Consider the following 23748-nt stretch of genomic DNA (forward strand, 5'->3'; position numbering starts at 1 on the left):
GGGCGCGCCTCAGCGCGCCAGGCGCCGCCGGTTGCGGTCCTGCACCGGCTGGTAGGCGATGCGGGCGTGATAGGCGCAATAGGGCAGCCCGGTCTTGGAGCGGCTGCCGCAATAATGGAAATCGCCCTTGCCGGGATCGCCCACCGGCCAGCGGCAGGTGAACTCGGTCAGGTCGAGAATGGTGCAGCGCTCGCCCATCGGGATCACCTTGGCGACCGGGTCGGAAGCGACCTCGGGCTCGGGCTCCACAACGGCCTCGACAACCGGCGCCAGCGCGGTGTTGCCCTGCACCATCGGCCGCATGACCTGGGCGCTGGTGGCGGGACGCGGCTTGCGCGGGCGGGGCGCCGGCGACGCGGCAGCCTTGGCGCGGCCGGAAAGGCCAAGCCGATGCACCTTGCCGATGACCGCGTTCCGGGTGACGCCGCCAAGCTCTGCCGCGATCTGGCTCGCCGAGAGCCCTTCCGACCAGAGTTTCTTGAGCAGCTCGACGCGCTCGTCCGTCCAGTTCATCGCATGGCCTCCTTCGTGCCGACCGGGAGGCGGAATCCCTCACCCCTCCGGCAAGTCCAACTTGCCGAACCCAACGCCCGCAAACGCCACCAGGGAATTGCCGCCGCACGAGATGTCGTATCTCACTGGGGGGAGGCTACAATATGCGCGGACTCGGAGCGAGTAGGTTCAGGGCCGAAACGATCGTTTTCCCCAGCTAGAGTCCGCGTTGCAACACTCCCCTGTGAAGCGGAGTCGCATCAAGCACTTGGCTGGACAGGGCGCCGCGCCACCGGGTACCACTGCGCCGGCCGGCGCATCCGAGACCGGGGAACCGCGCCGTCTCTCGCCGCTTGTTAGCCGGGAGTGTGGCCCCTCGCCGGTGCCGCGACAAGGCCGGCGCAGCGTTCCCGACCAAAGGCGGATCGGCGCCGGGCCGATCCATCCGCACCCCGCTTCCTCGGCAGGACCGCCCCTGCCGCACGCCCATCCGGCCCAGCGGCAATTCGCGCCCCGCCCTGCCGGCCCAATATTGACCACAGGCCTGCAATCGCTAGAATTGCCGCCATCGGGTGCCGCCCCCGCAAGGGCGGCACGTTTCGTTTTGGGGCAGGCGCAGACCGATCGGGGGCGCCTCAAGCTTGAGAGAGGGAGGGGCGCGGTGATCACCCCCATCCTGCCGACCTATAATCGTGTCGACCTCGTCTTCGAGCGGGGCGAAGGCGCCTGGCTGTTCACCAGGGACGGCGAGCGCTATCTCGATTTCACCGCCGGCATCGCGGTGAATGTGCTCGGCCATGCCCATCCCCATCTCGTCGCGGCGCTGACCGAGCAGGCCGGTAAGCTCTGGCACCTGTCCAATCTCTTCCGCATCGAAGGCGGCGAGCGTCTGGCCGCCCGCCTTGTCGCAGCGACCTTCGCCGACACCATGTTCTTCACCAATTCCGGCGCGGAAGCGCTGGAATGCGCGATCAAGATGGCGCGCAAGTACCATTCCGCCAATGGCCGGCCCGAGCGCGCCCGCATCATCACCTTCGAGGGTGCCTTCCACGGCCGCACGCTGGCCACCATCGCCGCCGGCGGCAACGCGAAATATCTGGAGGGCTTCGGCCCGGCCATGCCCGGCTTCGACCAGGTGCCGTTCGGCGACATCGAGGCGGTGAAGGCGGCGATCGGCCCCGAGACCGGCGCCATCCTCATCGAGCCGGTGCAGGGCGAGGGCGGCGTGCGTTCCGCCTCCTGGGGCTTCCTGCGCGAACTGCGCGCGCTGTGCGACGAGAACGGGCTGCTGCTGATCCTCGACGAGGTGCAGTGCGGCGTCGGGCGCACCGGCAAGTTCTTCGCCCATGAATGGGCCGGCATCACGCCCGATATCATGGCGGTGGCCAAGGGCATTGGCGGCGGTTTCCCGGTCGGCGCCTGCCTCGCCACCCAGGAGGCGGCCAAGGGCATGACGGCCGGCACCCATGGCTCGACCTATGGCGGCAACCCGCTGGCGATGAGCGTCGCCAATGCGGTGCTCGACGTGGTGCTGGCCGATGGCTTCATGGACCAGGTGCTCGCCACCTCCACCAGGCTGCGCCAGCGCCTGGCCGAGCTGAAGGACCGCCACCCGGCAGTGATCGCCGAGGTGCGCGGCGAGGGCCTGCTGCTCGGCCTGCGCACCGTGGTGCCGAACACCGAGCTCATCGCCGCCATGCGGGCCGAGGGCATGCTCGCCCCGTCGGCGGCAGATAATGTCGTGCGCCTGCTGCCGCCGCTGACCATCGGCGAGGCCGAGATCGACGCCGCATTCGAGAAGCTCGACGCCGCCTGCGCGCGGATCGAGCAGGGCCTGAAGGCCGACACCGCAAAGGGAGCGGCCGCATGAACGCGATGAACCCGGGCGCCGTGAAGCATTTCCTCGATCTCGACCAGCTGCCGGCCGGCGAGCTGCGCGCGCTGATGGAGCTGTCGAAAGACCTCAAGAGCCGCCGCCGCGAAGTGGCGCTGGAAAAGCCCTTCGCCGGCAAAGTTCTGGCGATGGTGTTCGACCAGCCCTCCACCCGCACGCGCATTTCCTTCGATGTCGCCATGCGCCAGCTCGGCGGCGACACCATCATGCTGACCGGCGCCGAGATGCAGCTCGGGCGCGGCGAGACCATCGCCGACACCGCCCGCGTGCTCTCGCGCTATGTCGACGCGATCATGATCCGCATCCTCGACCACGCCGCGCTGGCCGAGCTGGCGGAGCACGCCACCGTGCCCGTCATCAACGGCCTGACGCGCGACTCCCATCCCTGCCAGGTGATGGCGGACGTGCTGACCTTCGAGGAGCATCGCGGGCCGATCACGGGTCGCACCGTCGCGTGGACCGGCGACGCCAACAATGTGCTCGTGTCCTGGGTGCACGCCGCCCAGCGCTTCGACTTCGCGCTGAACGTCGCCACCCCGCCGGAGCTTTCCCCGCGCCCGGCGCTGGTGAACTGGGTGCGCGAGACCGGCGCCAAGGTGAGCTTCGGCCACGCCGCCGAGGCGGCAGTGGAGGGCGCGGACTGCGTCGTCACCGACACCTGGGTGTCGATGGGCGATGCCGAGGCCGAGCGCCGGCACAATCTGCTCAAGCCCTATCAGGTCAATGGCGCGCTGATGCGCCGGGCCGCCAAGGACGCGCTGTTCATGCACTGCCTGCCGGCCCATCGCGGCGAGGAAGTCACCGACGAGGTGATGGACGGCCCGCAATCGGTGGTGTTCGACGAGGCGGAGAACCGGCTGCACGCGCAGAAGGGCATCCTCGCCTGGTGCCTGGAAGGCGCGGTGGCATAGCTTCGGGCCGTCATCCCGGCCGAAGCGCAGTTTCGAGCCGGGATCGCTTTCCATCCTGAAGCCGGTCCCGGATCGGCCTGCGGCCGTCCGGGATGACAGCACATGAAGGGGCGTCCTCCGGCCCCCTCGCACATTCCCGGCGGCGCTCCTATATGGGCGGGCGACATGACAACACATTCCTCTTCTCCCTCCCCCGCCACCCGTGGCCCCGATCCGCGCGCGGTCGATGACCGCGTCACCCCGTTCCACATCGACGGGCTCGATGTGCGCGGGCGCGTCGTGCGTCTTGGCAGCAGCCTCGATGCCGTGCTCGCCCATCATGACTATCCCGCCGCGGTCAAGCGCCTGCTCGGCGAGGCGGTGGCGCTCACCGTGCTGCTCGGCTCGACGCTGAAGATCCAGGGCCGTTTCATCCTGCAGACCCGCACCGACGGGCCGGTCGACCTGCTGGTGGTGGATTTCACCGCCCCGCAGGATGTGCGCGCCTATGCCCGCTTCGATCTGGAGCGGCTGGAGGCGATGCAGGCCGGCCTGCCCACCGGCGCCGGCTTCGACAGCGGCGCGCTGCTCGGCCATGGCCATCTCGCCATGACCATCGACCAGGGGCTGAGCGTCAACCGCTACCAGGGCGTCGTCGCGCTGGAAGGCGGTGGGCTGGAAGCGGCCGCGCACCAGTATTTCACCCAGTCGGAGCAGATCCCCACCCGCGTGCGCCTCGCCGTGGCGGAGGAGATGCACCCGGGCGGCGCCCCGTCTTCCTGGCGCGCCGGCGGGCTGATGGTGCAGTTCCTGCCCACCGAGGGCGGGCGGGTGCGCCCGGTCGACCTGCATCCCGGCGACGCCCCGGAAGGCACCGATCTGCCCGAGGCGCAGGAGGACGATTCCTGGGTCGAGACGCTGTCGCTGGTGGCCACGGTGGAGGATGTCGAGCTGGTCGATGCCGATCTCTCCAGCGAGCGGCTGCTGTTCCGCCTGTTCCACGAGCGCGGCGTGCGGGTGTTCGAGACCGAGAACGTGGTCGCCAAATGCTCCTGCTCGCGCGAGCGGGTGATGAACGTGCTCGCCAGCTTCACCCCGGAAGAGCGCACCAGCCTGGTCGAAAACGACAAGATCGGCGTCACCTGCGAGTTCTGCGGCCGCACCTACGACTTCAAGGCCGAGGAGATCGTGGACGTAGAGGCCGGCGACGGCGCGGCGCAGGGCTGACCCTACCGCGCCTTCGCGTCACCTCATCCCCGGGCGCCGCCCGGGGATTTCCGCTAACGGCGCCTCCTACCCCACGCACTCCGCGATCAGCCCGGTGAGGAACCGCTCGCAGGCGCGCAGCTGGCTGATTTCGATATACTCGTCCGGCTTGTGCGCCTGGTCGATCGAGCCCGGCCCGCAGACGATGGTGGGGATGCCCTGGGCCTGGAAATGCCCGCCCTCGGTGCCATAGGCCACCGTATAGGTGCGGTTCTGGCCGGCGAGGCGCAGCGCCAGCAGCTCCGCCTCCGAGCCGGTCTGGGGGCTGAGCGGCGGCACCTTGTAGATGAACTCGGTGGTGATCGCCGCGTCCGGCGCCGTCTCCAGCAGCCCGGGCAGCACCTGCTCGCGGCCGAAGCGCTCGAAGCGCTCCAGCAGCGCGTCCTCGTCGAAGCCCGGCAGGCCGCGCACATTCCAGCGCAGCGCGCATTGGCGCGGCACGATATTGCCGGCGGTGCCGCCGTTCACGACCGTCACCTGCACCGTGGAACTGGGCGGGTCGAAGCGGCCTGTGGGGTCGCCGGCCGCGATCAGCTCGGCGCGGATGCGGTCGAGTTCGCCGATCAGCGCGGCGGCGGCGAAGATGGCGTTGGCGCCGAGCTGCGGCATGGAGGAATGCGCCTCCCGGCCGGTCACGGTGGTGACATAGGCGAGGCCGGATTTGTGCGCGTCCACCACCCGCATCGATGTCGGCTCGCCGACGATGCAGGCGCGCGGCAAGGGCAGGTCCACCCCCAGCCGGCGCACCGCCGGCACCACGCCGGTGCAGCCGATTTCCTCGTCATAGGACACCAGCAGATGGATCGGCGTCGCCAGCGGCGCCGCCACCATCTGCGGCACCATGGCGAGGCAGCAGGCCAGAAAGCCCTTCATGTCGCAGGCGCCGCGCCCATACACCCGGTCGCCATCGGGCGTCAGAGTGAAGGGGTCGGTGCTCCAGGGCTGGCCTTCCACCGGCACCACGTCGGAATGGCCGGAGAGGCACACGCCGCCGACACCGGCCGGGCCGATGGTGGCGAACAGGCTGGCCTTGTCGCCCTCGGGGCTCGGCACGATGACGCTCTCAATGCCGAAGGCGGCGAGGTAGTCGCGCACGAAGGCGATGAGATCGAGATTGGAATTGCGGCTCGTCGTGTCGAAGGCGACCAGATAGGCCAGAAGTTCCTCGGTCGTCGTAAGTACGGCCAGCATGGAGAATCCCCGTCGCGAAGTGAGCGCCAGCATACCGGCTTATGCTGCAGCGCCCAACTAGCGCCGCCAGAAACTCGGCAGGAAGAGCACAAGAACGGTGAACAGCTCCAGCCGTCCCACCAGCATGCCCAGCGACAGCAGCCAGATCACGCTGTCCGGTAGGCCGGCGAAGTTCTGCGCCGGCCCCACCACCGGGCCGAGGCCGGGACCGACATTCGCCAGCGCGGTGATCGAGGCCGAGAACGACGTGATGAGGTCAAACCCCAGCACGTTGATGGCGATGCCGATCAACAGGAAGGTGGCGAGATAGAGAAAGGCGAAGGACAGCACCGAGGCGACCACCTCGTCGCCGATCGGCTTGCCGCCATAGAGAACCGGAAACACCCCGTTGGGGTAGATCACGCGCTTGAGATGCTGCTTCAGCGCCGAGCCGAGAATGGCGATACGAAAGCTCTTCATGCCGCCCGCCGTGGAGCCGGTGCAGGCGCCGAGGAACATCACGACGAAATACAGCGCCTCGGTCGGCGGGCCCCAATTGGTGAAGTCCTTCGCCACGAAGCCGGTGGTGGACATGAGCGACACCACGTTGAACAGCGCGAAGCGCAGCGCCGTCTCGCCCTCGTTTATGCCGCCCCATACCTGCTGCACGGTGGAAATGATGGCGAACATCGCCACCAGCGACAGGAACAGCCGCACCTCCGGATTGACGAACAGCCGGCTGAAATCGCCGGCCAGCACCCGCACATACAGCACGAAGGGCAGCGAGCCCGACAGCATGAAGAAGATCGCCGCATATTCGATCGCCGGGCTGTTGAAATAGCCGATCGAGGCGTCGTGGGTGGAAAAGCCGCCGGTGGAAATGGTCGCCATCGCATGGGCGACGGCGTCGAACACGCTCATGCCGCAGAAGGCATAGGTCAGCGCGCAGGCAAAGGTGAGGAAGAGATAGGAGGCGAGGATGCCCTTGGCCATCTGCGCCGCGCGCGGCAGCATCTTTTCCGACTTGTCGGAGGATTCGGCGCGGAACAGCTGCATGCCGCCGATCTGCATCATCGGCAGCAGCGCGATCGCCATGACGATGATGCCGATGCCGCCATACCAGTGCAGGAAGGCGCGCCAGATCAGCAGGCCGGGCGGGCGGTGGTCGAGGCCGCCAATCACCGTCGCGCCTGTGGTGGTCAGCCCGCTCATCGCCTCGAAATAGGCGTCGGCCAGCGAGAGGTCGGTCTCCGCCCACATGAACGGGATCGCAGCGAAGGCGGAGAGCAGGACCCAGCTCAGCGTGGTGAGCACAAAGGCCTGGCGCAGCGACAGCTTCTCCACCTCGCTCGACCGGCCGGCCAGCCACAGCGACAGGCCGACAAACACGGTGATGACGGAGGAGGCGCTATAGGCGAGGAAATCGCCGCGGCCGGCGACGAGGTCGACCAGCGCCGGAATCATCATCATCGTGCCGAGGATGGCGAGCAAGACGCCGAGAATTGCGGCGATCGGGCGAAAGTCGATCACGGGATCAAGAGACCGTTCGGCGCGGCGGGAAGCTCACGGCGTGGAAGCTGGCGCCACCATAGCTGCTTCGCCGCGGCGCCGGAAGCGCCATGCGCGCGGCCATCCCGCTAGTTGAGCGTGCGGGCCGCGCCCGGAACGTCGAGCGAGAAGGCCGGCACCTCGGCCTCGAAGCTGTCGCCGGCCGTCGTCGTCAGGCTGTAGCGGCCTTCCATGATGCCGGTGGAGGTCGGCAGCGGCACGCCGCTGGTGTATTCGAAATGCCCGCCGGGCGGCAGCACCGGCTGCTCGCCCACCACCCCGGCCCCGCGCACTTCCTGCACCCGGCCGAGCGCGTCGGTGATGATCCAGTGGCGGGATCTGAGCTGCACCGTATCGACGCCGAGATTGAGGATCTCGACCGTGTAGGCCCAGAAATACTGGCCACGCTCGGGGTCGGAGCGCTCGGGCGCGAAGCGCGGCGTCACCGTCACCTGCACGCCTTTCGTCGTCGCCCGATACATGCCCGCTCCTCTGCGCCCCCCGAATCGCTCAAGTGCCACTACTGAAAGGCTTTTGCCCGGCGAGGGCAAGGCGGCGGCGCTTCACGCCTGCGTTTGTGCACCGCCGCCCGATACCCCCCTCACACCGCCTGCAGTGCGCGGGCGATGTCGTCGGTGAGGTCGTCGACATGCTCCAGCCCGACCGAGAGCCGCACCATACCGTCGAAAATACCCATCTCGGCCCGCGCCTCCGGGCTGAAGCGCTGATGCGTCGTGGTGGCGGGATGGGTGACGAGGCTCTTGGCGTCGCCGAGATTGTTGGAGATGCGCACCACCTTCAACGCGTTGAGGAAACGGAACGCGCCCGCCTTGCCGCCCTCGACCTCGAAGGTCACGAGCGTGCCGCCGCCGCGCATCTGGCGCCGGGCCAATTCGTGCTGGGGATGGTCGGCGCGCCAGGGATAGATCACCCGCGTGATGCCCGGCAGCTCGGCCATCCGGTCCGCCAGCGTCGCCGCGCTGGCCTGCGAGCGCTCGACCCGCAGCGGCAGCGTCTCCAGCCCCTTCAGCATCACCCAGGCGTTGAACGGCGAGATCGACGGGCCGGTCTGGCGCAGGAAAGTCTGGAGATGGTCGGTGAGGAACTTCTCCGAGCACAGCACGACGCCGGCCAGGCACCGCCCCTGCCCGTCAATATGCTTGGTGGCGGAATAGACCACCACATCGGCGCCGAGCGCCAGCGGGCTCTGCAGCATCGGGGTGGCGAACACATTGTCGACGATCAGGCAGGCGCCGGCCGCCTTGGAGATCTCCGCCACGGCCGCGATGTCGACCAGTTCCAGCGTCGGGTTGGTCGGGCTCTCCAGGAAGAGCACCCGGGTCTGCGGCCGCACCGCCGCCTTCCACGCGGCAAGGTCGGTGCCGTCGACCAACGTGGTGGCAATGCCGAAGCGCGGCAGCAATTCCTCGATCACATAGCGGCAGGAGCCGAACAGCGCCCGCGCCGCCACCACATGGTCACCGGCTTTGAGCTGGCACAGCAGCGAGGCGGTGACCGCCGCCATGCCGGACGCCGTGCCGCGCGCCACTTCCGCGCCTTCCAGCAGCGCGAGGCGGGTCTCGAACATCGCCGCCGTCGGGTTGGAATAGCGGGTGTAGATGAAGCCGGGGTCCTCGCCCTTGAAGCGGGCTTCGGCCTGCTCGGCGCTCTCATAGACATAGCCCTGGGTGAGGTAGAGCGCCTCCGCCGTCTCGCCGAAGGGCGAGCGCAGGATGCCCCCCTGCACGAGGCGGGTCTCGGGCCGCAGCTGGGCGATCTCGGCGGAGGAAAGCTTGGGGACGGTCTCGGTCATCTGCGGCTCCGGTCTCTCGCATTCAACCGGGGTCGCTCGCGCTGTCGCGCGGCCCCGGCCTTTTTAGCAACCTTGTTTAGCGTGGCGGCAAGCCGGCCGGCTCAAATGACCACGTGGTGCTTTTCGCTTACTCCCAGCCCCGAGGTGCCGTCAAGCGCACTTCACGACAAGCAGGCTTGGCTCAAGGGGGCCTGTCCGGTAAAGCGAACCGCACGAATGGACCAGCCATCATCAGCGGAGCGGCGCGCGTGGCCGAGAACGGCATGACAGTTTCGGGCACGGCGACATCCGGGCTGGCCGGGGCGGGCATCCTGCCCGGCCATGCCATCGAGGCGCTGGCCGCCGGCGGCGCCATCCGCAGCACGCGCCCCTTCGATGCCGACCAGGTGCAGCCCGCCAGCCTCGATCTGCGCCTCGGCCCGGTCGCCTGGCGCATCCGCGCCAGCTTCCTGCCCGGCCCCGGCGAGACGGTGGCCGACCGCCTCACCCGGCTCGGCCTGCACCAGCTCGACCTCACCGGCGGCGAGGTGCTGGAGACCGGATGCGTCTATCTGGTCGAGCTGGAGGAAGCGCTGGCGCTGCCCGCCGACATCGCCGCCTCGGCCAACCCGAAAAGCTCCACCGGCCGGCTCGACGTGTTCACCCGCGTCATCGCCGATCGCTCGCGCGCCTTCGACATCGTGCCCGCCGGCTATGCCGGCAAGCTCTATCTGGAAATCAGCCCGCGCACCTTCCCCATCCTGGTGCGGCAGGGCTCGCGCCTGTCGCAGATCCGCTTCCGGCGCGGCGATGCGCGCCTCGACGAGGCCGGCATCGCCGCCCTCAACGCCACGGAGCGTCTGGTGGACGCCCCCCTCGCCGATGTCGCCGGCGGCGGCATCGCGGTGAGCGTCGATCTCTCCGGCGAGGGCTTTGGCGGCCTGCTCGGCTTCCGCGCCAAGCGCCATACCGGGGTGATCGACGTCGATCGCCGCGCCGCCTGCGAGGTCGAGGATTTCTGGGAGCCGCTGGTCACGCGCGGCCGGCGCGAGCTGGTGCTCGACCCGGACGCCTTCTACATCCTCGCCTCCAAGGAGGCGGTGCATGTGCCCCCCAGCCACGCGGCGGAGATGGTCCCGTTCGACCCGCTGGTCGGCGAGTTCCGGGTGCATTATGCCGGCTTCTTCGATCCCGGCTTCGGCCATGACGCGGCCGGCGGGCGAGGGGCCCGCGCCGTGCTGGAAGTGCGCTCGCGCGAGGTGCCGTTCATCCTGGAAGACGGCCAGATCGTCGGCCGGCTCGTCTATGAGAACATGCTGGAGCGCCCCCGCACCCTTTATGGCGAGGGCCTCGGCTCCAACTATCAGGCGCAGGGGCTGAAGCTCTCCAAGCATTTCAAGGCCTGGACGCGGGACTGAGCGCCGTCAGGCCGGGCGCGCGGCAAACACCTCGCGGGCGGCGAACAGTCCGTTGAGCGCGGCGGGGAAGCCGGCATAGACGGCCATCTGCATGAGAATTTCGATGATCTCCTCGCGGCTGAGGCCGACATTCAGCCCGGCCTCGATATGCACCTTCAGCTGCGGCGCGGCATTGCCCATCGCGGCCAGCGCGGCGATGGTCGCCACCTCGCGCAGGCGCAGGTCCAGCCCCGGGCGGGTGTAGATGTCGCCGAAGGGGAACTCGATCAGCAGCCGGCCGAAATCCGGGGCGATATCGCTGAGTTGCTCCACCACCCGCGTGCCGGCCTCGCCGTCGATCCGCGCCAGCGCCGCCCATCCGGCCGCGTAGCGCGGGTTGGTGTCACTGTCAGCGTTCGGCATCGTGCGCGGGTCCGGGGCCGAGGTTGGGGCTTTGATCGTCGGGGTCATGGTTCACGTCCTCACGGGTGCTGCCGGCATAGCCGGCGATCTTGCTGTCGAGGACATCGAGGCAGGCGTGAAGCTCGTCCAGATGCGCCTGCACCGCGTCGCGGTGATGCCGGAGCAGGGCACCGCGTTGGGCAACAGTCTCCTCCCCCTGCGCCCGCAGGGCGGCATAGCGAACCATGTCGCGGATCGGCATTCCCGTGGTTTTCAGCCGCCGGAGAAAGGCGATCCAGGTGAGGATGGACGGGTCATAATCGCGCTGGCGCGCCGCGTTCCGGTCGGCGCGCGGGAGCAGGCCGATGCGCTCGTAATAGCGGATCGTGTCCATGCTCAATCCCGTGCGCCGGGCCAGTTCACCGATCTTCATCTCTGTCCCGAAATGCTACGACGCTCATGGGTCTAGGTGCTGGAGCGCACTCCAGGTCAAGCGCTTTCTCGCCCGCGCCCACTCCACGAACGTCCTGCGCCGCGCCGAGCCGCACCGGCCAGTGCGTTCATCCCCCCGGCGGGTCGCGGCCTTCCACGAAGGCCCGCAGCAGATGGTGCGCGATCGCCATGCGCGGCGGCGCCACCAGCCCCTCGGGATGGGTGCGGGTCAGCAGCAGCCGCGCCTCCTCGCGCGAGAACCAGCGCGCGGCTTCCAGCTCGTTCGGGTCGATGACGATCTCCCGTGACGCCGCCTGCGCGTGAAACCCGGTCATCACAGACATCGGGAACGGCCAGGGCTGCGAGCAGAGATAGCGCACCGCGCCGGTGGCGATGCCGGCTTCTTCCATCGTCTCGCGCCGCACCGCGTCCTCGAAGGTCTCGCCCGGCTCGACGAAGCCGGCGAGGCAGGACCACATGCCGGGCGCGAAGCGGGCGGAGCGCCCGAGCAAGCACTGGTCGCCATCCACCGTGAGCATGATGACCACGGGGTCGGTGCGCGGAAAATGCTGCGCCCCGCAGGCGGGGCAATCGCGCCGCCAGCCGGCCTCCGCCACGGTGAGCCGCCCGCCGCAATTGGAGCAGAAGCTGCGCCGCGCATGCCAGGCCAGCATCGCCTTGGCGGTGGCAAGCTGGCCGGTCTCCTCGACGCTGGCCAGCTCGCGCGTGGCAATGGAACGCAGATCGGTGACGAGCAGGTCGGGCCGCGCCTCCGGCGGCTCGGTCAGCGCGCCGAGCGCGGCGGCGGGAAGCGGCAGGGCGACATGGGGCACCTCGCCCTCCAGCCCCAGCAGGCAGGCCTCATCCAGCCGCCCGCCCAGCGCCACCGCCTCGTCGAGCGCAAACAGCGCGGTGCAGGAGCCCGGCCCGTCTTCCATGCCGGCGATGAAGCCCGGCAGGCGGCGCAGCACGACGCTCTCGCCGGAGATCAGGCACGCCCGGGCACGGGGATCGCGCAGGAAAAGCTCCATCTCGCCGCGCCGCAGGCCGGCCCGGTCGAGCCGCGCGCCGGTATAGCCAAGATGCGGCCACAGGCCGAGCGAGGCGGCGTCAGGGGAGGCCAGGTCTGTGGTGACGATCTCGCTCATGCCGCCAGCGCCTCGCGCAGCTGGCCCACCAGCCGCATCGCCTGCGGCGCGCCATAGCTCTGGCGTTCGCCGCCCGCGCCCCACACCGCGCCCGGCCAGGCGGCATCCCGCTCGAAGCGGGCGATGACATGGATGTGCAGCTGCCGCACCATATTGCCGAGCGCGGCGACATTCAGCTTGTCGCAGGCGGTGAGGGCTTTCAGCGCCCGGCTCACCGCGTCGATCTCGCCCCACAGCGTGGCGCGGGCCTCGTTGTCAAGGTCGATCAGTTCGGCCAGGCGGGGGCGGCGCGGCACCAGGATCGCCCATGGAAAGCGGGCATCGTCCATCAGCCGCACGGTGGCGAGCGGGAGGTCGATCACCGGGAAGCTGTCGCCCTCAAGGCGCGGGTCGAGGACGAAGGTCGAGGCATCGCTCATGCTGGCGCACGCTCCCATGCCCGGCCGGACTGCGGGCGCGGAAAAGCTATAGCGCCGCGCGGGGCGCCTTTCCATGGCCGTGGAAGGCACAGGTCCCCGCGCTCACGCGGCTGGCTGGGCGCGGATAAAATCGATGAAGGCGCGCAGCGGCGGAGGGACCAGCCGCCGGCCGGAGTAATAGAGGAACGGCCCCGGGAAGCGCGGCCACCATGCCTCCAGCACCGGCTCAAGGGCGCCTGTCGCGAAGTGGGGGGCGAGCCAGTCCTCGAACAGGTAGATAACGCCGGTGCCGGCGATGGCGGCGTCCACCGCCAGCTGGATCGCCGGTCCCATATTGACCAGCAGCGGGCCCTCGCCGTCGATCAGCACCGTTTCGCCGGAGCGCTCGAATTCCCACACGGGGGAGACGCCGCTGGAGAAACGTCCGCGCAGGCAGGCATGGCCCAGCAGGTCTCGGGGATGGGCGGGGCGACCGCGCGCATCGAGATAGGCAGGCGCGGCGGCGCAGGCGAAACGCTGCATTCGCGGGCCAATCGGCACGGCGATCATGTCCTGCTCCAGCCGCTCGTCATAGCGGATGCCGGCGTCGCAGCCGGCGGCCACCACGTCCACGAAACTGTCCTCCGCCGTGATGTCGAGCCGGATTTGCGGATAGGCCTTCAGGAAAGCGGGCACGATCGCCGGAAGCACCAGACGCGCCGCGCTGACTGGCACGTTCAGCCGCAGCGTGCCCGCCGGCCCGGCGCCAAGGACCGCGACACCGGACAGGGCGGCCTCCACCTCGCTCAGGGCCGGCTCCAGTCGCGCCGTCAGCCGGGCCCCGGCCTCTGTGAGGCGGATGCTGCGGGTGGTGCGATGCAAAAGGCGAACGCCGAGCCGGCCTTCGAGCCGCCGTACCGCATCGCTCAGCGCCGAGGCGCTGGAGCCCGCGATGCGGGCAGCGTTGCGAAACCCGCCCGCGCGGGCGACCGCCAGGAAGGCATTCACATCCGCCAGATTGTGCGACATTGTCCGAAATTCCGTACAGCCCGTACAGATTGTGGGCGATTATCGCGCGGCTCCGCAACGACTAATCTACTCCTTCAAAGGAGACCGACATGACGACAGCGACCTACACTTTCGCGGGCCGGACGGTGAACCGGCTGGGCTATGGTGCCATGCAGCTTGCGGGGGCGGGCGTGTTTGGCCCGCCCCGGGACCGCGAGACCGCGCTCGCCGTGCTGCGTGCCGCCATGGAGGCCGGCGTGAATCACATCGACACCAGCGACTTCTACGGCCCGCACATCACCAACCAGCTGATCCGGGAAGCCCTTCACCCCTACCCTTCCGACCTTCTCATCGTGACCAAGATCGGTGCCGTGCGGGGCCCGAACGCCGAATGGCTGCCGGCCTTCTCTGCCGACGAACTGACCAGGGCCGTCCACGACAACCTGAGGAACCTCGCGCTCAACGTGCTCGAAGTCGTCAATCTGCGGCTCATGTTCAGCGTCCACGGCCCGGCCGAGGGCTCGCTGGAAGCCCCGCTTACGGCGCTGGCCGAACTCCAGCGCCAGGGGCTTGTCCGTCACATCGGCCTCAGCAACGTCACCCCTGCGCAATATGCGCAAGGCCGTGCGATCGCCCCGATCGCCTGCGTGCAGAACCAGTACAATCTCGCCCACAGGGCGGACGACGCGTTCATCGACCAGCTCGCGGCGGAAGGGGTTCCCTATGTGCCCTTCTTCCCCCTCGGCGGATTCTCGCCGCTGCAATCGGACGTTCTGAAGCAGGTCGCAGCCGATCTTCACGCGACGCCCCTGCAGGTCGCCCTCGCCTGGCTGCTGCGCCGCTCGCCCAACATCCTGCTGATCCCGGGCACCTCGTCGCCAGCGCATCTGGCGGAAAACCTCGCCGCCGCCGATCTGACGATCCCGGACGCGGCCATGGCGGCGTTGGAGAGCATCGCAGGCTAGCAGTGCCCGGGCGCGCGAGGGCAGTGGACAGCGCCGGCTCATCTCCTGTAACGAGACTCACGCACGTCCCTGCCTGTTGCACGATGGCGAACCGCCCGCGCCTCTCCGCGGCCGGCGCCTCGCCTCCGCCAAAGTACAGTGCCATGACCCTTTCCGTGCCGGTCGATTCCCTGCGCCGCACCGCCCTGCCGGTGCTGGTCGCGCTCAGCGCGGCGCATTTTCTCAACGACATGATCCAGTCGCTGATCCCGGCGATCTACCCGCTGATCAAGGATGCCTATGCGCTGGACTTCGCCCAGATCGGCGTCATCACCCTCACCTTCCAGATTTCCGCCTCGCTGCTGCAGCCGCTGATCGGGCTGTTTACCGACCGCTACCCGATGCCCTATTCGACGATTGCGGGCATGGGGTTCACTCTTGTCGGCCTCATTGGCCTCGCCCATGCCGGAAGCTACCCGCTGCTGCTGCTGGCGGCGGCCTTTGTCGGCATCGGCTCGTCGATCTTCCACCCCGAGGCGACGCGGATGGCGCGCAAGGCCTCGGGCGGGCGGCACGGCTTCGCGCAGGGGCTGTTCCAGGTCGGCGGCCAGACCGGCGGCGCCATCGGGCCGCTGCTGGCGGCCTTCATCATCGTGCCGAACGGCCAGTCGAGCCTGGCTTGGTTCTGCGCCGCCGCGCTCCTCGCCATGCCGCTGCTGTTCTGGACCGCCCGCCACCGCGCGCTCGCCGTGCCGGTCCGGCTGGCGGGTGAGCGGCGTGAACCGGAGGTGGCGCACCGGCCGTTCCGCGAGGTCGCCTTTCCGCTGGCGATCCTGATCGTGCTGCTGTGCTCGAAGACCGCCTATACCGCGAGCTTCACCTCCTTCTACACCTTCTACCTGATCGAGCGTTTCGGCGTGTCGGTGCAGGCCTCCCAGCTCATGCTGTTCCTGTTCCTGGTCTCCTCGGCGGCGGGGGTGCTGTTCGGCGGCATGCTGGGCGACCGCATCGGGCGCAACAAGATCATCTGGTTCTCGATCCTCGGCGCCCTGCCCTTCACCGTGGCGCTGCCCTATGCCGGGCTGTTCGGCACCGCCGTTCTCACCGTCCTCATCAACCTCATCATGTCGAGCGCCTTCGCCGCCATCCTGGTCTATGCCATCGACCTGATGCCGCACCGGATCGGTCTGGTCGGCGGGTTCTTCTACGGTCTGGTGTTCGGCCTTGGCGGGCTGGCGGCGGCGGCGCTCGGCATCTTCGCCGACCGTTACGGCATCGACGCGGTCTACCAGCTCTGCGCCTTCCTGCCGGCCTTCGGCCTGCTCGCCTTCCTGCTGCCCAGCCTGCGCGGCGCGCGGGTGTCGTGAACCTCCCACCAATGGCCCCGAGATGAGCGAACTGCGCACGCTGTATCCCCCGATCGAGCCCTTCGAGACCGGCAGGCTCGATGTCGGCAATGGCCATTCCATCTATTGGGAGCGCGCGGGGACGAAGGGCGGCAAGCCCGCCGTGTTCCTGCATGGCGGCCCGGGCGGCGGCATCTCGCCGGCCCACCGCTCGCTGTTCGATCCCGCCCGCTATGAGGTGATCCTGTTCGACCAGCGCGGCTGCGGGCGCTCCACCCCCTATGCCGAGCTGGAGCACAACACCACCTGGGATCTGGTGGCGGATATCGAGCGGCTGCGCGAAACCTTCGGCTTCGACACATGGCAGGTGTTCGGCGGCTCCTGGGGCTCGACGCTGGCGCTGGCCTATGCGCAGACCCATCCCGCCCGGGTCAGCGAGCTCATCCTGCGCGGGGTCTACACCCTCACCCAGGCCGAGCTCGACTGGTACTACCGCTTCGGCGTCTCCGAGATGTTCCCCGACAAATGGGAGCGCTTCCTGAGCGTGCTGAAGACCGAGGAAGAGCGCGCCGACCCGATGACGGCCTATCGCGCTTTGCTCACCGGCGCGGACGAGGCGGCAAAGCTGGAGGCGGCAAAGGCCTGGTCGACCTGGGAGGGCGAGACCATCACCCTGCTGCCGGACGCCGGCTTCACGGCGGCGTTCAGCGACGGCCATTTTGCCCTCGCCTTCGCCCGGATCGAGAACCATTATTTCGTCCACAAGGCCTGGCTGCGCGAGCGCCAGCTGCTCGACGACGCCCACAAGCTCAAGGGCATTCCCGGCGTGATCGTGCATGGGCGCTACGACATGCCCTGCCCGGCCCGCTATGCCTGGGAGCTGTCGAAGATCTGGACCGATGCCGAGCTGCATCTGGTCGAGGGCGCCGGCCATGCCTATTCCGAGCCCGGCATTCTCGACCGGCTGATCCGCGCCACGGACACATTTGCCCGCTAGTGGGCAGGTGTCCGTGCCAGAGAGGTCCCCGATGATCACCTTGTCCCGCCGCGCTCTGCTCGCGTCCACCCTGCTGCCGCTCAGTGCCGCGCTGGCACCGGCCCGCGCGCAAAGCGCGCCCGATTTCGGCAAGGTGGCGGCGCCGATTTTCACCGCGCTGGCCAAGGCGAACGACATTCCCGGCCTCGTCGTCGGCATCACCCGCAAGGGCGAGCACGAAATCCTCGCCATCGGCCAGACCGCCCGCAAGGACGGACGGCCAGTAGACGGCAGCACGCTGTTCGAGCTCGGCTCGGTGAGCAAGACCTTCAATGTGGCGCTGGCGGCGCTGGCGGCGGAGCACGGGCAGCTCGCGCTCGACGCGCCGCTGGATAAGGTGGCGCAGCGGCTCACCGGCACCGCCTTCGGCGCCCTCACCCCGCTCGATCTCGCCACCCATGCCACCGGCGGCATGCCGCTGCAGCTGCCCGACAGCATCCGCAACGAGAAGGAGCTGGTCGAATGGCTCGCCGCCTGGAAGCCGGCGGCGCCCCCGGCGACGCGCCGCGCCTATTCCAACATCAGCATCGGCGTGCTCGGCCTTGTCACCGCCACCGCGCTCGGCACCAGCTTCACCCGCGCGGCGCAGCGCGACCTGTTCCCGCTGCTGGGGCTGAAGAGCACCTATATCGAGGTTCCGGAGGACGCCATGGCGCGCTACGCCATGGGCTATACCAAGGCGGACAAGCCGGCCCGCGTCACCCCGGGCCTGCTGGCGCCGGAAGCCTATGGCGTGAAGTCCACCGCGCTCGACATGCTCGCCTTCCTCGACGCCAATATGGGCGTCGGCGCGGTGGCCCCCGACATGGCGCGGGCGCTGGCCCGCACCCATACCGGCTACTGCGAGACCTCAAGCTATGTGCAGGAGATGGTCTGGGAGCGCTATCCCTGGCCGGTGACGCGCGACCGGCTGCTCGCCGGCAATTCGCTCGACATGGCAATGAAGCCGCAGCCGATCAAGAAACTCGACCCGCCCTCCCCGCCGGCGCCGGCGAGCTTCATCAACAAGACCGGCTCCACCAATGGCTTCGGCAGCTATGTGGTGATGCTGCCGGCGGAACAGCTCGGTGTCGTTGTGCTCGCCAACCGCAACTATCCCAATGAGGAGCGGGTGAAGGCGGTCTACGCGCTGGTGCAAGGGCTGCTCGGCGGCGCCGGCTGACGCCCGCGCCACCAGTCCCGTTGAGGCCGCGCGACTACGCCGCCTTGGAGGCCGCGCTGCCCAGCCGGATGAAGGGCAGGCCGGCCAGCAGCACGCCGACGCCGACCACCGCGCCATAGCCGGTATAGGCGATGCTGGCATAGAGCAGATAGGCGCAGGTGAGGCAGAACAGCGCCGGGGTCAGCGGGTAGAGCGGCGCCCGGAAACGATCGGTCCGGCCGCTCTCGCGCTGACGGAGCCGGAAGAACGACACCCCAACCAGCAGCAGGAAGAACCAGAACACCGGCGCGGTGTATTCGACCATCGCCTGGAAGCCCACCCGCGTGCTGGCGCCGAACACGACAAGCGCAAGCGCGATGGCGCTCTGGGCGAGAATCGCGTTGACTGGCATGTTGCTGCGCTCCTCCCACAGGCCGATGCGGCCGAGAAGCGGCAGTTCGCGCCCCAGCGAGTAATACAGCCGGGCGCCGGTGAAGATGGTCGCGTTCATCGTGCTCAGCGCGGCGAAGCACACCAGCAGCGCCACCGCCAGCGAGGCGCCGGGCCCGAAGAGCTGGTGCAGCGTGTCGGCCGCCACCACGTCGCTGGCGCGCAGGCCATCGAGCCCCAGCACGTTCAGGTAGGCGAGATTGATGAGGAAATACAAGGAGGTAATGAGCGCCACGCTCGCCACCAGCACGCGCGGCATGGTGCGGCGCACATTCTTCATCTCGCCCGAGAGATAGGCCACCTCGTTCCAGCCGCCATAGGTCAGCAGGATCAGCACCATCGCCAGCCCGAACGCGCCGCTGGCCGAGCCGGCATCCGGCGGCGGGGCGAGTGTCGGGGCGCGGCCCAGCGCCAGGCCGAAGCCGGCGACGAGGACGATGGCGAGGATGATGAGGACGGTGAAGACGATCTGCAGCGTGCGGCTCTGCTTCGAGCCGGCCAGGTTGATGACGGTGAAGACCAGGATCGCCCCGGCCGCATAGAGCGCCGGCCCCCAGGGGCCCAGCGGCAGGATTCCCTGCGCGTAGTCGCCGAATACGAAGGCCACTGCCGCGATGGCGCCGGTCTGGATCACGGTGAGCCGCGCCCAGGCGAACAGCAGCGCCACCGGCCGCCCCAGCGCCCGGCGCAGATAATGATACTCGCCCCCGGCATGGGGATAGGCGGAGCCGAGTTCGGCATAGACGAACGCGCCGATGAGCGTGACGGCGCCGCCGACCAGCCAGAAGCCGACAAAGGCCCATTCGCTCGACACGTTGAGGGCGACAATCTGCGGGGTGCGGAAAATGCCGATGCCGACCACGATGCCGACCAGCATGGCGACGCCGTCCAGCGCCGACAGGCTCGATTTCGGGGCGCCCTGCGCCGCCGGGGCGGGGTCGGCGGCGGCGACGGCATCGCGCGCAATCGCGATCGGCTTCACGGAGCACTCTCCCGTTTTTCAGCTGGGGGCAGGTATTCAGGGGGATAGCGGCGCCGGGCCGCCGGAAAGCGCGTCAGGGCGACGAGCGCCGGGATCGCCGGGCGGCGCAGGCGCCCCGCCCGGCAGGCTCCCGAGGGCGAAGATCAGTCGCGGATGGCGGTCCAGTTGCGCACCGGCCCGTCCGAGGCGATGCCCGAGAGACTGTTGCCGACCACGTTGCCGACATAGTCGATGCCGCCGGCGGTGAAGTGCAGTTCCTTGCCGACGACACGGCCCTTCTCGATCGGCGTGCCGCCGAGGTCGCCCGTGACCTTCTGATAGGTCTGCGTCAGCCGCAGCGGCTGCTCGCCGAGGCGCCAGTCGCCCTCCACCTTGGCCGGCACGATCCACATCAGGGCCGTGCACCACCGGCTGCAGTCATCGCCGAGGCGATCGACCCGGTCGGCCTCCCAGTCGCCCATGGCGAAGCTGTTGGAAACGACGCGGGTGCCGGGCTCGAGGTCGAGGATCTGCGGGCGCAGCCGCTCGTTCAGCTCCGGCAGCAGGAACAGGGTGAGCACCTGTGCCTTGGAGAAATCGGTCTCGAAGATGTCGGCCTGCTCGAAGGTGGCGCGGTCGGCGACGCCGGCCGCCGCGGCCCGGCGCTTGGCCAGCGCGACGAGATCGGGATTGTATTCGATGCCGTGGGCCCGCAGCCCGCGCTTGGCCGCCGCGATCACCATGCGCCCGTCGCCGGAGCCGAGATCGATCAGATAGTCCTGCGGCGTCACCTGGGCCATGTCGAGCATGCGTTCGACCAGCGAATCGGGCGTCGGTACCCACACCACGTCCTTGCCGGGCTGGCCGGATTTGGGGTCGTAGCCTTCCGCCGCCGGGGCGATGATATCAGGCGGGGCCGCGGCCGGCGGCGGGGCGATGCCCGGCGGCGCCGTCTGCGCCAGTGCCGGGGAGGACAGGGTGAGCGCGCCGGCAGACATCACCACCGCGATGGTGCCCGCCAGAAGGCCGGAGCGCGGCACCCGTCGTGACGCGCGCCTCGACGTCGCGACCAACGCATGATTATCTTTTCCGTTGATACAATTTGATACAGTTGATTCGTTGTCGAATGCCCGTAACAACTTACCTCTCCTTCGGTTGATACTTGACGTGTCGACCTCTATTGCGACTTTACGTTTGCGTAACATTCGAGATTGCCACGCACCACTCAAATAACGTTGACGACTTTGCGGTCACAACGGTTTGAATGAGGCTTTCCGGATGACGCCGGTGCCCTAGGCGCACGGCGATCAAACGCACCAAGGCGCGCGTGCCGCACGGATGGCACGGCCGTCCGGGGCGCCTGCGGCGCGTTGACAGGAAGCTCTCGCGTGTATTCCCTCGTGGCCCATGAGCGACGCGAAGATCAAAGGCCCGGCGTCCTATTTTCCTTCCATCGAGAAGGCATACGGTCGGCCGATTGCCGAGTGGAAGGCGCTGGTGCGGGCCGCCTGCCCGGCCCGGCACATGGAACTCGTCGCCCTGCTGAAGCAGCAGCACGGCATGGGGCACGGCCATGCCAATGCGATCGTCGCCCACACCCTTGCCGAGGACGACGGCTAGGCCGTCATGTGCGCGCCGCGTCGTCCCACCTCTTGCATCCCCCGCCCATCTGGACGATATAGGCGGCGGGAGGTTGGCGGTGGACGAGCCACTCGCCAACCGGGTCAGGTCCGGAAGGAAGCAGCCCCAACGAGCCCGGATCGGGTCTCTGTCCAGCCTCCCACCCTTCGCCCGCTTTGTCGGCAGCGATCCGCGCCGTTCTTTCCCGGCACGCGGAGCCGGGCGCTCCCCCGATCTGAACAAAAATCGACAGGGTCGCAGGGATGACCCGGCCCCCGCTCGGGTTGCCCCGCACGGCGCACGCCATCATTTTCGGCGCTCCGAAATGACGGAGGGCGAATGGTGAAGGCGGTAAGGCGACAGCGGCGCGGGGCGCATCGGGCAGGTCAACGGGCGGCGGGCGGGATGGCGGCCCTGATCGGCACGCTTTTCCTCTCCCCGGCGGCGCAGGCCCAGTCGATCTGGGACCCGGTGCTCAGCAACAGCTACTGGTACGTGACCGTCCCGCAGATGCTGGCCTATGCCGCGCCTAGCACCAGCTTCGCCAACCCGCTCCCCATCGGCGACCAGACGCTATGGGCGCTGGGCACCTCCACCGACGGCGTGTTCACCGGAACGAGCACCGGCACGCTGGCCATCGGCCCCATCATCTCGACCTCGGAACTGACCATTCAGGGCACGGTGACGCCGGCCGGCCAGATCACCATGGTGTTCACCTCCACAGATGGCGGCCCCGGCACGATCGGCCTCGGGCAGATGACGCAGATCGGCGACGCCACCTCGATGGAAATGCAGATGATCATCGGCACCGACCTGCTGGTGAGCCACTGGGCCTATATGCTGCCCTATGATCCCGACGTCTTCACCCCGCCGGAAGCGCAGGTGGTGCCGAGCAATCTCTCGCCGCAATGGGCGTGGTCGCAGGGCACGCCGTGGCGGATCGTCAGCCCGGAAGCCTTCGGCACCACCCAGCCCGGCACCTTCATCATCACCGGCTACAAGAGCGGCTATTTCTGGGGCGAGGGCCTGCGCCCCGACGGCACCGCCTTCACCCTGCTCGGCTCGATCACGCCGGAAGGCCGGGTGCTGTTCAACACAATCACCGATGGCGAGCTCGCCAGCCTCTATGGCGGCATCGAGGGTGACGCCTCGAACGCGCAGATGCTGCTCGGCACCTATGATTCCTCCGCCGTCTTCACCGGCGACATCACCAATGCCACGGTCGTGCGCCCCTATGCGCAGACCGTGGCGGCCACCGGCACCACCGCCGCTGTCGGTGCCGCCCGCACGCTCTACGCCGTCGCCGGCACCACGAACGGCCTTTTCGGGGCGATGGCGCCGGTGACGCTCACGCTCAACGATCTCAGCGGCCCGGCGCTGTCGGGCGCGATCAGCCAGACCCTGCCGGTGCTGGCCGGCGCCGCCACCGAGGCGACCGCGAACGTCCAGCGCATGCTGGGGCAGGTCGTGACCGAGCGCCTCGACGGCCCCGACCGTCCGGACAGCACCACCCAGGCCTGGGTGCGGCCGCTCGGCGGTGGCGGCCAGCAGGGCGCGATCGGTGGCGTGCCCGGCTACAGCTTCGACGGCGGCGGCGCCGCTTTCGGCGTCGACCGGAGCTTTGACGGGCAAGGCCGCGCCGGCGCCCTCTTCGCCTTCACCTCCACCAGCGTCACCGCCGACACCGACGCCGCGCGGGCCAACCTCGCCGCCGGCTCGGCCAATCTGCGCTCCTACGTTCTTGGCGCCTATGGCACCACTGCGCTGGCCGAGGGGCTCGACCTCGCCGCCTACGCCAATGGCGGGCTGGTCGACACCGACACCTCACGCAGCATCGGCTTTGCCGGGGTCGCGGCGACGGGCGACTACCAGAGCCGCGTGCTCCAGCTCGGCGCGCGCCTGCGCGCAACGATGCCGATCGACGACAGCCTCACCCTGATGCCGGCGGTGCGGCTCGATTTCCTCGGCGTCGACGCGGACAGCTACCGCGAGACCGGCGCCGGCCCGCTCGACCTCGCGGTGGAGGGCCAGACCACTCGCGAGCTGTTCCTCTCCGGCGAGATCGCCCTGCGCTACGCGCTGACCGACACGCTGGCACTGACGGCGCGCGGCGCCATCGGCTACGATCTGCTCGGCGACACCGAGGGCGTCACCGCCGCCTTCGCCGGCGGCGGCGATCCTTTCGTCACGCCCGGCGCCGACCTCTCGCCCTGGCTGTTCACCGCCGGGGTGGGCCTCATCGCCCACGGCACCGAGCGGCTCACCTTCGAGGCCCGCTATGACGTACAGGCCAGCCCCTCCGCCTATCTCAACCAGACCGGCTCGGTCGCGGTGAAGTGGCGGCTGTAGCGGCGGGGCCAGGATCGCGCCTCAGCCGCGTGCCCCTGCCGCCTGCCCCCGCCGCGCGCGGCAG

Annotated in this window: 22 protein-coding genes, 1 other RNA gene and 1 riboswitch; of the genes, 11 read left to right on the top strand and 12 right to left on the bottom strand. The window is 69.1% G+C overall.

The genetic code is table 11. The features are described from left to right. Positions 1-9: 9 nt before the first annotated feature. Positions 10-513, bottom strand: a complete 504-nt coding sequence (locus BLO63_RS07605; RefSeq protein ID WP_091438440.1) for a GcrA family cell cycle regulator — start codon at positions 511-513, stop codon at positions 10-12. 640 nt (positions 514-1153) lie between these two features. On the opposite strand from BLO63_RS07605, the gene BLO63_RS07610 reads away from it, so the two are divergent. The 3 genes from BLO63_RS07610 (at position 1154) to BLO63_RS07620 (ending at position 4503) form a co-directional block, all read left to right on the top strand. After that, positions 1154-2362, top strand: coding sequence for an aspartate aminotransferase family protein (locus BLO63_RS07610; RefSeq protein WP_091438443.1), 1209 nt, complete (start codon positions 1154-1156; stop codon positions 2360-2362). Next, complete coding sequence (argF, locus tag BLO63_RS07615) at positions 2359-3297, top strand: ornithine carbamoyltransferase (RefSeq protein ID WP_091438449.1); 939 nt, start codon at positions 2359-2361, stop codon at positions 3295-3297. Before BLO63_RS07610 ends, argF begins: the two co-directional genes overlap by 4 nt. Positions 3298-3462: 165 nt before the next feature. Continuing rightward, positions 3463-4503, top strand: a complete 1041-nt coding sequence (locus BLO63_RS07620; protein WP_091438454.1) for an Hsp33 family molecular chaperone — start codon at positions 3463-3465, stop codon at positions 4501-4503. 66 nt (positions 4504-4569) lie between these two features. On the opposite strand, the gene argE is transcribed toward BLO63_RS07620, so the two are convergent. The 4 genes from argE to BLO63_RS07640 form a co-directional block, all read right to left on the bottom strand. Beyond that, positions 4570-5733: an acetylornithine deacetylase gene (argE, locus tag BLO63_RS07625; RefSeq protein WP_091438457.1), complete on the bottom strand. Its 1164-nt coding sequence runs from the start codon at positions 5731-5733 to the stop codon at positions 4570-4572. A gap of 57 nt (positions 5734-5790) precedes the next feature. Then, the gene (locus BLO63_RS07630) at positions 5791-7242 is read right to left on the bottom strand and encodes a TrkH family potassium uptake protein (protein ID WP_091438459.1); all 1452 of its coding nucleotides are present in this window, start codon (positions 7240-7242) and stop codon (positions 5791-5793) included. 107 nt (positions 7243-7349) lie between these two features. Next, positions 7350-7742 (bottom strand): Co2+/Mg2+ efflux protein ApaG, encoded by a 393-nt coding sequence (gene apaG, locus BLO63_RS07635; RefSeq protein ID WP_091438462.1) that lies wholly within the window; start codon positions 7740-7742, stop codon positions 7350-7352. A 119-nt stretch (positions 7743-7861) separates the two neighbouring features. Further along, a complete protein-coding gene (locus BLO63_RS07640) occupies positions 7862-9073 on the bottom strand; it encodes an O-succinylhomoserine sulfhydrylase (protein ID WP_091438465.1) in 1212 nt (403 codons plus the stop codon). Positions 9074-9115: 42 nt separating this feature from the next. Then, a riboswitch (SAM riboswitch) is annotated at positions 9116-9196 on the bottom strand. Between the two features lie 140 nt (positions 9197-9336). Between BLO63_RS07640 and BLO63_RS07645 the strand changes: the two genes are divergently transcribed. Beyond that, entirely contained in the window at positions 9337-10470 is a 1134-nt protein-coding gene (locus BLO63_RS07645) for a 2'-deoxycytidine 5'-triphosphate deaminase (RefSeq protein WP_091438829.1), read from the top strand. A 6-nt stretch (positions 10471-10476) separates the two neighbouring features. Here BLO63_RS07645 and BLO63_RS07650 read toward each other — a convergent pair whose 3' ends face one another. From BLO63_RS07650 to BLO63_RS07670, 5 genes are all read right to left on the bottom strand, one after another. Next, entirely contained in the window at positions 10477-10872 is a 396-nt protein-coding gene (locus BLO63_RS07650) for a carboxymuconolactone decarboxylase family protein (RefSeq protein ID WP_091438467.1), read from the bottom strand. Beyond that, positions 10859-11284, bottom strand: coding sequence for a MerR family transcriptional regulator (locus BLO63_RS07655; protein WP_091438469.1), 426 nt, complete (start codon positions 11282-11284; stop codon positions 10859-10861). Before BLO63_RS07655 ends, BLO63_RS07650 begins: the two co-directional genes overlap by 14 nt. Before the next feature lie 127 nt (positions 11285-11411). Next, positions 11412-12431: an NAD(+) diphosphatase gene (gene nudC, locus BLO63_RS07660; protein WP_091438472.1), complete on the bottom strand. Its 1020-nt coding sequence runs from the start codon at positions 12429-12431 to the stop codon at positions 11412-11414. Beyond that, positions 12428-12850: an HIT domain-containing protein gene (locus tag BLO63_RS07665; protein ID WP_091438475.1), complete on the bottom strand. Its 423-nt coding sequence runs from the start codon at positions 12848-12850 to the stop codon at positions 12428-12430. Before BLO63_RS07665 ends, nudC begins: the two co-directional genes overlap by 4 nt. Positions 12851-12952: 102 nt before the next feature. Further along, entirely contained in the window at positions 12953-13858 is a 906-nt protein-coding gene (locus tag BLO63_RS07670) for a LysR family transcriptional regulator (RefSeq protein ID WP_091438476.1), read from the bottom strand. 89 nt (positions 13859-13947) lie between these two features. Here BLO63_RS07670 and BLO63_RS07675 point away from each other — a divergent pair, with 89 nt between their 5' ends. From BLO63_RS07675 to ampC, 4 genes are all read left to right on the top strand, one after another. Further along, positions 13948-14802 (top strand): aldo/keto reductase family oxidoreductase, encoded by an 855-nt coding sequence (locus BLO63_RS07675; protein ID WP_091438480.1) that lies wholly within the window; start codon positions 13948-13950, stop codon positions 14800-14802. 143 nt (positions 14803-14945) lie between these two features. Then, positions 14946-16148, top strand: coding sequence for an MFS transporter (locus BLO63_RS07680; RefSeq protein WP_091438832.1), 1203 nt, complete (start codon positions 14946-14948; stop codon positions 16146-16148). Between the two features lie 22 nt (positions 16149-16170). Continuing rightward, positions 16171-17124: a prolyl aminopeptidase gene (gene pip, locus BLO63_RS07685; RefSeq protein ID WP_091438483.1), complete on the top strand. Its 954-nt coding sequence runs from the start codon at positions 16171-16173 to the stop codon at positions 17122-17124. Between the two features lie 31 nt (positions 17125-17155). Beyond that, positions 17156-18325 (top strand): class C beta-lactamase, encoded by a 1170-nt coding sequence (ampC, locus tag BLO63_RS07690; RefSeq protein ID WP_091438485.1) that lies wholly within the window; start codon positions 17156-17158, stop codon positions 18323-18325. A 34-nt stretch (positions 18326-18359) separates the two neighbouring features. Here the strand turns inward: ampC and BLO63_RS07695 are convergent, their stop codons facing one another. Together BLO63_RS07695 and BLO63_RS07700 are read right to left on the bottom strand one after the other, a co-directional pair. Further along, entirely contained in the window at positions 18360-19736 is a 1377-nt protein-coding gene (locus tag BLO63_RS07695) for an APC family permease (RefSeq protein WP_091438487.1), read from the bottom strand. A 143-nt stretch (positions 19737-19879) separates the two neighbouring features. Continuing rightward, complete coding sequence (locus BLO63_RS07700) at positions 19880-20755, bottom strand: class I SAM-dependent methyltransferase (RefSeq protein WP_244517721.1); 876 nt, start codon at positions 20753-20755, stop codon at positions 19880-19882. A gap of 367 nt (positions 20756-21122) precedes the next feature. Here BLO63_RS07700 and BLO63_RS07705 point away from each other — a divergent pair, with 367 nt between their 5' ends. The 3 genes from BLO63_RS07705 to BLO63_RS21300 all read left to right on the top strand — a co-directional run bounded on the left by BLO63_RS07705 (position 21123) and on the right by BLO63_RS21300 (position 23684). Beyond that, positions 21123-21335 carry a DUF4287 domain-containing protein gene (locus BLO63_RS07705; RefSeq protein ID WP_091438490.1) on the top strand — a complete coding sequence of 71 codons (213 nt, stop codon included), beginning with the start codon at positions 21123-21125 and terminating at the stop codon, positions 21333-21335. Between the two features lie 67 nt (positions 21336-21402). After that, positions 21403-21500: signal recognition particle sRNA small type (ffs, locus tag BLO63_RS07710), an RNA gene on the top strand. A 240-nt stretch (positions 21501-21740) separates the two neighbouring features. After that, positions 21741-23684 (top strand): autotransporter family protein, encoded by a 1944-nt coding sequence (locus tag BLO63_RS21300; protein ID WP_143007059.1) that lies wholly within the window; start codon positions 21741-21743, stop codon positions 23682-23684. The last annotated feature ends 64 nt before the right edge of the window (positions 23685-23748 follow it).

The organism is Ancylobacter rudongensis, assembly GCF_900100155.1.
Taxonomy (GTDB): Bacteria; Pseudomonadota; Alphaproteobacteria; order Rhizobiales; family Xanthobacteraceae; genus Ancylobacter; species Ancylobacter rudongensis.

What these genes read in the sequence shown, in the direction of transcription:
- pip (WP_091438483.1), top strand. Translation starts at nt 16,171, where the DNA reads ATGAGCGAACTGCGCACGCTGTATCCCCCGATCGAGCCCTTCGAGACC.
- BLO63_RS07645 (WP_091438829.1), top strand. Translation starts at nt 9,337, where the DNA reads ATGACAGTTTCGGGCACGGCGACATCCGGGCTGGCCGGGGCGGGCATC.
- BLO63_RS07650 (WP_091438467.1), bottom strand. Translation starts at nt 10,872, where the DNA reads ATGCCGAACGCTGACAGTGACACCAACCCGCGCTACGCGGCCGGATGG.
- BLO63_RS07675 (WP_091438480.1), top strand. Translation starts at nt 13,948, where the DNA reads ATGACGACAGCGACCTACACTTTCGCGGGCCGGACGGTGAACCGGCTG.
- BLO63_RS07620 (WP_091438454.1), top strand. Translation starts at nt 3,463, where the DNA reads ATGACAACACATTCCTCTTCTCCCTCCCCCGCCACCCGTGGCCCCGAT.
- BLO63_RS07670 (WP_091438476.1), bottom strand. Translation starts at nt 13,858, where the DNA reads ATGTCGCACAATCTGGCGGATGTGAATGCCTTCCTGGCGGTCGCCCGC.
- ampC (WP_091438485.1), top strand. Translation starts at nt 17,156, where the DNA reads ATGATCACCTTGTCCCGCCGCGCTCTGCTCGCGTCCACCCTGCTGCCG.
- BLO63_RS07665 (WP_091438475.1), bottom strand. Translation starts at nt 12,850, where the DNA reads ATGAGCGATGCCTCGACCTTCGTCCTCGACCCGCGCCTTGAGGGCGAC.
- BLO63_RS07680 (WP_091438832.1), top strand. Translation starts at nt 14,946, where the DNA reads ATGACCCTTTCCGTGCCGGTCGATTCCCTGCGCCGCACCGCCCTGCCG.
- BLO63_RS07605 (WP_091438440.1), bottom strand. Translation starts at nt 513, where the DNA reads ATGAACTGGACGGACGAGCGCGTCGAGCTGCTCAAGAAACTCTGGTCG.
- BLO63_RS07655 (WP_091438469.1), bottom strand. Translation starts at nt 11,284, where the DNA reads ATGAAGATCGGTGAACTGGCCCGGCGCACGGGATTGAGCATGGACACG.
- BLO63_RS21300 (WP_143007059.1), top strand. Translation starts at nt 21,741, where the DNA reads ATGGCGGCCCTGATCGGCACGCTTTTCCTCTCCCCGGCGGCGCAGGCC.
- BLO63_RS07705 (WP_091438490.1), top strand. Translation starts at nt 21,123, where the DNA reads ATGAGCGACGCGAAGATCAAAGGCCCGGCGTCCTATTTTCCTTCCATC.
- BLO63_RS07640 (WP_091438465.1), bottom strand. Translation starts at nt 9,073, where the DNA reads ATGACCGAGACCGTCCCCAAGCTTTCCTCCGCCGAGATCGCCCAGCTG.
- nudC (WP_091438472.1), bottom strand. Translation starts at nt 12,431, where the DNA reads ATGAGCGAGATCGTCACCACAGACCTGGCCTCCCCTGACGCCGCCTCG.
- argF (WP_091438449.1), top strand. Translation starts at nt 2,359, where the DNA reads ATGAACGCGATGAACCCGGGCGCCGTGAAGCATTTCCTCGATCTCGAC.
- argE (WP_091438457.1), bottom strand. Translation starts at nt 5,733, where the DNA reads ATGCTGGCCGTACTTACGACGACCGAGGAACTTCTGGCCTATCTGGTC.
- apaG (WP_091438462.1), bottom strand. Translation starts at nt 7,742, where the DNA reads ATGTATCGGGCGACGACGAAAGGCGTGCAGGTGACGGTGACGCCGCGC.